A 6,950-nucleotide genomic window follows, 5' to 3' on the forward strand; every position below is an offset into this window, starting at 1 on the left:
CAGCGCCACGCCCGAGGCATGCCCCCGCGATTATTTACGCGCCTCCAGAATCAGGTTGAACGGCGTCTCTGCTGCCCGGCGGAAATGCGTGAATCCGGCCTGGGTGAATACATCCCGCAGCCGTGCTTCTCCCGCTTGGGCCCCGAGCCCCAGGCCGACTTCCTGAGACAACGAGTTAGGCGTGCAGATGAACGTCGACGCGGCGTAGAACAGCCGTCCTACCGGGGTCGCGTTTTCGTCGAGATGGTCATTGGCAAATGGCTCCACCAACAGCACCGTTCCGTCGGGCTTGAGTGACTGATAGGCGTGTTTGGCAGCGCCCACCGGATCGCCCATGTCGTGGAGGCAATCGAAGTAGCAGATCAAGTCGTAGTCATTGCCGGGAAAGTTCTTGGCGGTACTCTGAACGAAGCGTGCGCGATCGGCCACGCCACCTTCTTCGGCACGTTGGGTAGCCGTGGTGATGGACGGCGCGTGATAGTCGAAGCCGACAAAATTGGAGGCCGGGAACGCTTTGGCCATGACCACCGTTGAAGCGCCGTGGCCGCAACCGACATCCGCGACCTTGGCCCCGGCTTGCAGTTTGCCCACCACGCCTTCAAGTGCAGGTAACCACTCGCCAACCAGGTGTGCGCGGTAGCCGGGTCTGAAGAAGCGCTCGGTGCCTTTGAACATGCAAGTGTGGTGATCGCCCCAGGCGAGGGCCCCATTGCCGCGCATGGCGGCGATCAGTTTGTCTTTGTCATGGTAAAACGAAGCAATCACTGCGGCGCCGCCCGGGACATAAACCGGTGAGTCCTCGATCGCCAGCGCCAGGGCCTGTTCTTCCGGCAGGCGGAATTTCCCGTCGACGTGTTCCATGTAGCCAGAGGCTGCGTGGGCGCTGAGCCATTCGCGCAGCAGTCGCGCATTGCAGCCAGTCTTGCTGGCCAGCGCTTCAGGGGTGACAGGTTGGCTGTCGGCCATGGCCCGGTACAAACCGAGTTCATCGCCCAGGATCATGTTCGCGAGCATCGCTGCACCGCCCATGTCGGAAACCACCTTGCCCATGAAGTCATTGAGTTTGGCTTCGTCCATATCTGCTCCTCCTGAAAAAAGACCATCGCTGAAGGAAGGCGTGTGCAGAGGCAGCAACCTTTCAGGCGGTAGTCGGATGGATGATCAGGGCGACACTGCAGGCGCGTTGTGAAGCCAAATCGTCTGCAACGCGAATGCCCGGACACACGACATGTCCGGGCGGGTGGGACGCGAAAACGTCGTCCTGCAAGATGTCACTGTGGGGCCGTGCCCCACAGGACGATTGCGATAGGCCATTGGCTCCAGCGTCGTGAGCGGGTTTCATCGACAGACTCGCTGCTTACGGACCCGGATTTGGCAACGTCCCCCCTACGGGGGACAAAATAAGTGTAGCTCGCGATCGAGCACCTTGCTGCGCGTCGAGGGGCTCGCGGTGCGAGCCTGGACAAACTAAATGACCTAAACCCGTGTCGCGAAATTCGGTTGCGGATTAAGCCTGCTCGCCTAAGCTTCGCAGCATGGCGATAGAAATTTCAGGCGACGGAACTGGATCTTTCGCTTTGATGCGCAATCATAAAGTGTGGAAATCAAAAGGAGATGCGCATGCTCATTCGGTCACTGACCCTTGCAACTCTACTCGCTGTCGCCGGCCCTCTATTCGCTGCCGACAACGACACCCCCCTGGCACAGGAACGCGGCAGGACCCGGCCGCTGATCGTCATCGCTCCCAGCAGCATCGACCCGACACTGGTCAGCCTGAAAAAGTCCCTGGCCGAACCTGCCAACAGCCAGGCCTTCAAAGAACGCAATATGGTGCTGTACACCGTGGTCAACCTCATGGGCCAACGTGACGGCAAAGACCTCGATGCACAAACCACCATGGCGCTGATTCGCGAGTTGAAACTGGGCGTCAGCGGCGAGACCAAGGTCATTCTGGTGGGCAAGGACGGCGAGAAAAAACTCGACCACCTCGGCCCGATCGAGGCCAAGGATCTGTTCGCCACCGTTGACCAGCTTCCAGCCGCCGAGAAAGAAGCAGCGCCACCTGCGCCGCCGGTAGAGGCTGCGCCGGTCAAGGGCGGTAAAGGGAAGGGCAAAGCTGCAAAACCGGCTGCGCCACCGACACCCTTGGACGATTGATCTCTTTGTACGGCGTGCGGTGATGAACCAATAAGAAGGACGTCGAAGCGCTAAATGCCAGTCAGTAAAAAAATCAGCGTCTGGATGTTCTGTTCTGATCCAAAATCCACCCCTCACCCCAACCCTCTCCCCACGGGGGAGAGGGGAAAGGGAGCAGATCTCCAAGCCTTTCAAACCTGAGTTCGACTCGGACTTTCTGGTCGATGTAACTCGAAAGAACACCTCGGTCAGTTCCCTCTCCCTCTGGGAGAGGGCTAGGGTGAGGGGTGGTTCTTGAGCCTGGCAAATAACCCAGAACATTCCTCGCAAAAAATGATGCTAAGCAAAAAAAGACCCGGCGCCACCGAAGTCGCGCCGGGTGTGTTGCCAGTCAGCGAGCGGATATCGTGGGTCCGCACGCTGACTGTTGAACGCCTGCGGGTTTAGGCCCGCTCGATCGCCAGGGCCACGCCCTGACCACCGCCGATGCACAGGGTGGCGAGGCCTTTCTTGGCGTCACGCTTGATCATTTCGTGCAACAGCGACACCAGCACTCGGCAACCGGACGCACCAATCGGGTGACCCAGCGCAATGGCGCCACCGTTGACGTTGACCTTGCTTGCATCCCATTCCAGCTCTTTGCCGACCGCCAGTGACTGCGCGGCGAAGGCTTCGTTGGCTTCGATCAGGTCCAGCTGATCGAGGTTCCAGCCGGCCTTGTCGAGGCAGCGGCGGGTCGCCGATACCGGAGCAATGCCCATGATCGCGGGGTCGACGCCGGCATTGGCGTAGGCGGCGATTTTCGCCAGCACCGGCAAGCCCAATTTCCTGGCCTTGTCGGCGCTCATCAGCAACACCGCGGCGGCGCCGTCGTTGAGCGAAGAGGCATTGCCGGCGGTGACGCTGCCGTCTTTCTTGAAGGCCGGTTTGAGCTTGGCCAACGACGCAGCAGTGGTCTCGGCGCGAGGTTGTTCGTCGACCGCGAAGGACAACGGCTCACCTTTGCGCTGCGGGATCAGGATCGGCGTGATTTCATCGGTAAAACGCCCGGCTGCGATAGCCGCCGTGGCTTTCTGCTGCGAAGCGGCGGCGAAGGCGTCCTGTTCCTCACGGGTCAGGTGGTACTTGTCTACCAGGTTCTCGGCGGTGATGCCCATGTGGTAGTCGTTGAACGCATCCCACAGGCCATCGCTGATCATGCTGTCGATCATTTTCGCGTGGCCCATGCGCAGACCGGTGCGAGCAGCCGGCAACACGTACGGCGCCAGGCTCATGTTTTCCATGCCGCCGGCGATGATCACCTCGGCATCGCCGCAACGAATCGCCTGAGCGCCCAAGTGCAAGGCCTTGAGGCCAGAGCCGCAGACCTTGTTCAGGGTCATCGCCGGTACCGCGTGCGGCAGGCCGGCGAGGATCGACGCTTGACGCGCCGGGTTCTGGCCGGAGCCTGCGGTCAGCACCTGACCGAGGATCACTTCATCGACCTGATCCGCCGCCAGACCGGTTTGCGCGAGCAATTGACGAATCACCGCGGCACCGAGTTCCGGTGCCGGGATGCTGGCCAGCGAACCCTGAAAACTGCCAATGGCGGTACGGGTGGCGGCAACAATCACAACGTCTTGCATCGAATTTCTCCTCAGGGTGCGGTTCAGGCGAACTGCATTTCCGGAACATGGTCGGGAACGATCAGTTTACCAGCAGTCTTGCTGACGATTTCCTCGACGCTCACACCGGGTGCACGCTCCTTGAGGATGAATGCGCCGTTCTCGATTTCCAGGTAGGCCAGATCGGTCAACACGCGTTTGATGCAATTGGCACCGGTCAGCGGCAGGCTGCAATACGGCAGCAGTTTCGACTCGCCGTCCTTGGAGGCGTGGGTCATGGTCACGATGATGTTGTCTGCGCCGGCCACCAGGTCCATCGCGCCGCCCATGCCCTTGACCAGTTTGCCGGGGATCATCCACGAGGCGATGTTGCCGTGTACGTCGACTTCAAAAGCGCCGAGCACGGTGAGGTCGATGTGGCCGCCGCGGATCATCGCGAAGGATTCGGCGGACGAAAAAATCGAGGCGCCGATACGGGCGGTGACGGTCTGCTTGCCGGCGTTGATCATGTCCGCGTCGACTTTATCGTCGGTCGGAAAGGCGCCCATGCCGAGCAGGCCGTTTTCCGATTGCAGCATGACTTCCATGCCTTCGGGGATGTAGTTGGCGACCAGGGTCGGAATGCCGATGCCGAGGTTCACGTAGTAGCCGTCTTTCATTTCGCGGGCGACGCGCTGAGCCATTTGTTCGCGGGTAAGAGCCATTTTTTTATTCTCCACTGTTCGGGCTGGGGGCGAGGATCACTTGCGCACGGTGCGTTGTTCGATACGTTTTTCGAACGTGCCGCAGATGACCCGGTCGACGTAGATGCCTGGGGTGTGGATCTGGGTGGGGTCCAGCTCGCCGGGTTCGACGATCTCTTCGACTTCGACCACGGTGATCTTGCCGGCGGTGGCGGCCAGCGGGTTGAAGTTCTGCGCGGTGTGGCGGTAGATCACGTTGCCGAAGTGGTCGGCTTTCCAGCCTTTGACGATGGCGAAGTCGCCGGTGATGGACTCTTCCATCAGGTACGGACGGCCCTTGAATTCACGGATTTCCTTGCCCTCGGCCACTGGAGTGCCGACGCCGGTGGCGGTGAAGAACGCCGGAATGCCAGCGCCGCCAGCGCGCATTTTTTCCGCCAGGGTGCCTTGCGGGGTCAGCACGACTTCAATCTCGCCGCTCAGCAGTTGCTTTTCGAACAGGGCGTTTTCGCCGACATAGGAGGCGACCACTTTGCGGATCTGCCGGTCTTCCAGCAGTACGCCGAGGCCAAAACCGTCGACGCCGCAGTTGTTGGAAACCACAGTCAGGTCGCGGGTCCCTTTGCGCTTGATCTCGGCGATCAGGTTTTCTGGAATACCACACAGTCCGAAGCCGCCAGAGATCACGGTCATACCGTCTTCGAGGCCTGCCAGAGCCTCCTCATAGGAACTCACGCGCTTGTCGAAACCTGCCATATGCACCTCTTTTATTCTTTGTGGGCGGCTGGCTAGCCGTATGGAGTGGAGTGTTGCTCTATCAGATTGATTTGATAAGTTGATTTTTAAGGTTGATTGATAGATAAAACTCAGCAATCGATTGTAGTCAGCATGGTGAGGAACGGTGATGACAGTCAAGCAGATCAGGGCGTTTTTGGCAGTGGCGCAGAGTTTGAGCTTTGCGGTGGCCTGTGAGCGGCTGCATCTGTCGCAGTCGGCGTTGAGTTTGACCATCAAGGCGCTGGAGGACGGACTCGGTGGGCGCTTGTTCAGCCGCACCACACGTAACGTCGCGCTGACCCCGGAAGGTGAGTCCCTGCTGCCGCTGGCCCGGCGGTTGATCGCTGACTGGGACAACGCCGAGGATGAGATGCGCCAGCGTTTCACACTGCAGCGAGGGCGGGTGACGCTGGCGGCGATGCCCTCATTTGCCGGCAACTTGCTGCCGCCGATCCTCAAGACCTTTCGTGCGCTCTACCCGAAGGTCAACGTCACGGTGAACGACGTGATCAACGAGCAGGTGCTGGAAATGGTCCGTGACCGTCATGTGGAGCTTGGCGTGGCTTTCGAGCCGACGCAGAGTTCTTCGCTGGAATTCACCCCGTTGTACATGGATCGCTTTGTCGCGGTAGTGCCGAGTGATTCGCCGCTGGCCGAGCGTGCCGAGATTGACTGGAAAACCCTGCTGGAGCAGCCGTTTATCACGTTGCAGCGGCCGTCGACGGTGCGGGTGATGCTTGAGGAGCACTTGCAGGCGCGGCAGATGAAGTTGCCGGTGGAGTTTGAGAGTCATCAGTTGGCGACCGTCGGGCGGATGGTTGCCAGTGGGCTGGGTGTGAGTGCGGTACCGGCGTTGTGTGTTGAGCAGATGCGTGAGCTTGGGGCGTGTTGCATTACCTTGAGTGATCCGGTGATTGAGCGGGCCATTGGGGTGTTGACCAAGCCGGGTCATGAGCTGTCGGCGGCAGCGCAGGCGTTGTTCGACATTCTCAAGGACGAAGTTCGTTAACCTGTGGGAGCGGGCTTGCTCGCGAAAGCGGCCTGACAGCCGGCCTGTCTTTCGCAGATGTACACCAATCAAACCTGTGGGAGCTGGCTTGCCTGCGATGGCGGCCTGACAGCCGGTCTATCTCTTGCGGATGTCCCCCAATCAAACCTGTGGGGGCTTGCCTGCGAAGGCGGCCGGACAGCCGGCCTATCTCCCGCAGATGTACCCAGTTCACCTGTGGGAGCTGGCTTGCCTGCGAAGGCGGCCTGACAGCCGGCCTATCTCTTGCGGATGTCCCCCAATCAAACCTGTGGGGCTTGCCTGCGATGGCGGCCTGACAGCCGACCTATCTCTTGCGGATGTCCCCCAATCAAACCTGTGGGAGCTGGCTTGCCTGCGATGGCGGCCTGACAGCCGGCCTATCTCTTGCGGATGTCCCCCAATCAAACCTGTGGGAGCTGGCTTGCCTGCGATGGCGGCCTGATAGCCGACCAATCTCCCGCTGGTGTACATATCCATTTCTGCGGTAACGGCCGCTTAGGGTTTCGCCCTTACGGCGAGGCACTTTTGGCAAACGCCCCAAAAGTACCCAAAAGGTCTCGCCCCAAGCGTCCGGCACCTCGCCTAGGCTCGGCGTTCCCTCGCTCCGGTGTCCATCAGGGGGCATCGCCTACGGTCTGCTTCGCGACGACCTCCTCTCGATGTGTCCGGCTGCGCCGTACGGCGCTGCGCGCCCACCCCCTGATGAACACCTCCACTCGG

6 protein-coding genes are annotated in these 6,950 nt (G+C 60.5%); 2 read left to right on the forward strand and 4 right to left on the reverse strand.

Annotation, left to right across the window (positions count from 1 at the left end; genetic code table 11):
• Positions 1 to 30: 30 nt before the first annotated feature.
• Positions 31 to 1,077 carry a class I SAM-dependent methyltransferase gene (locus tag AC1DIG_RS21760; protein WP_477768950.1) on the reverse strand — a complete coding sequence of 349 codons (1,047 nt, stop codon included), beginning with the start codon at positions 1,075 to 1,077 and terminating at the stop codon, positions 31 to 33.
• Positions 1,078 to 1,620: 543 nt separating this feature from the next.
• Here AC1DIG_RS21760 and AC1DIG_RS21765 point away from each other — a divergent pair.
• Positions 1,621 to 2,157: a DUF4174 domain-containing protein gene (locus AC1DIG_RS21765; RefSeq protein ID WP_477768951.1), complete on the forward strand. Its 537-nt coding sequence runs from the start codon at positions 1,621 to 1,623 to the stop codon at positions 2,155 to 2,157.
• Between the two features lie 422 nt (positions 2,158 to 2,579).
• On the opposite strand, the gene AC1DIG_RS21770 is transcribed toward AC1DIG_RS21765, so the two are convergent.
• Genes AC1DIG_RS21770 through AC1DIG_RS21780 form a run of 3 tightly spaced genes read right to left on the reverse strand, consistent with a single transcriptional unit; the run spans position 2,580 to position 5,179 of the window.
• Positions 2,580 to 3,761 carry an acetyl-CoA C-acetyltransferase gene (locus tag AC1DIG_RS21770; protein WP_477768952.1) on the reverse strand — a complete coding sequence of 394 codons (1,182 nt, stop codon included), beginning with the start codon at positions 3,759 to 3,761 and terminating at the stop codon, positions 2,580 to 2,582.
• A 23-nt stretch (positions 3,762 to 3,784) separates the two neighbouring features.
• Positions 3,785 to 4,444: a CoA transferase subunit B gene (locus AC1DIG_RS21775; protein WP_019689786.1), complete on the reverse strand. Its 660-nt coding sequence runs from the start codon at positions 4,442 to 4,444 to the stop codon at positions 3,785 to 3,787.
• A 36-nt stretch (positions 4,445 to 4,480) separates the two neighbouring features.
• The gene (locus AC1DIG_RS21780; RefSeq protein WP_054597884.1) at positions 4,481 to 5,179 is read right to left on the reverse strand and encodes a CoA transferase subunit A; all 699 of its coding nucleotides are present in this window, start codon (positions 5,177 to 5,179) and stop codon (positions 4,481 to 4,483) included.
• Between the two features lie 148 nt (positions 5,180 to 5,327).
• On the opposite strand from AC1DIG_RS21780, the gene AC1DIG_RS21785 reads away from it, so the two are divergent.
• Entirely contained in the window at positions 5,328 to 6,209 is an 882-nt protein-coding gene (locus AC1DIG_RS21785) for a LysR family transcriptional regulator (RefSeq protein WP_477768953.1), read from the forward strand.
• The last annotated feature ends 741 nt before the right edge of the window (positions 6,210 to 6,950 follow it).

The sequence above is a fragment of the Pseudomonas sp. 05N431 genome (assembly GCF_056397005.1).

What these genes read in the sequence shown, in the direction of transcription:
- AC1DIG_RS21760 (WP_477768950.1), bottom strand. Translation starts at nt 1,077, where the DNA reads ATGGACGAAGCCAAACTCAATGACTTCATGGGCAAGGTGGTTTCCGAC.
- AC1DIG_RS21765 (WP_477768951.1), top strand. Translation starts at nt 1,621, where the DNA reads ATGCTCATTCGGTCACTGACCCTTGCAACTCTACTCGCTGTCGCCGGC.
- AC1DIG_RS21770 (WP_477768952.1), bottom strand. Translation starts at nt 3,761, where the DNA reads ATGCAAGACGTTGTGATTGTTGCCGCCACCCGTACCGCCATTGGCAGT.
- AC1DIG_RS21775 (WP_019689786.1), bottom strand. Translation starts at nt 4,444, where the DNA reads ATGGCTCTTACCCGCGAACAAATGGCTCAGCGCGTCGCCCGCGAAATG.
- AC1DIG_RS21780 (WP_054597884.1), bottom strand. Translation starts at nt 5,179, where the DNA reads ATGGCAGGTTTCGACAAGCGCGTGAGTTCCTATGAGGAGGCTCTGGCA.
- AC1DIG_RS21785 (WP_477768953.1), top strand. Translation starts at nt 5,328, where the DNA reads ATGACAGTCAAGCAGATCAGGGCGTTTTTGGCAGTGGCGCAGAGTTTG.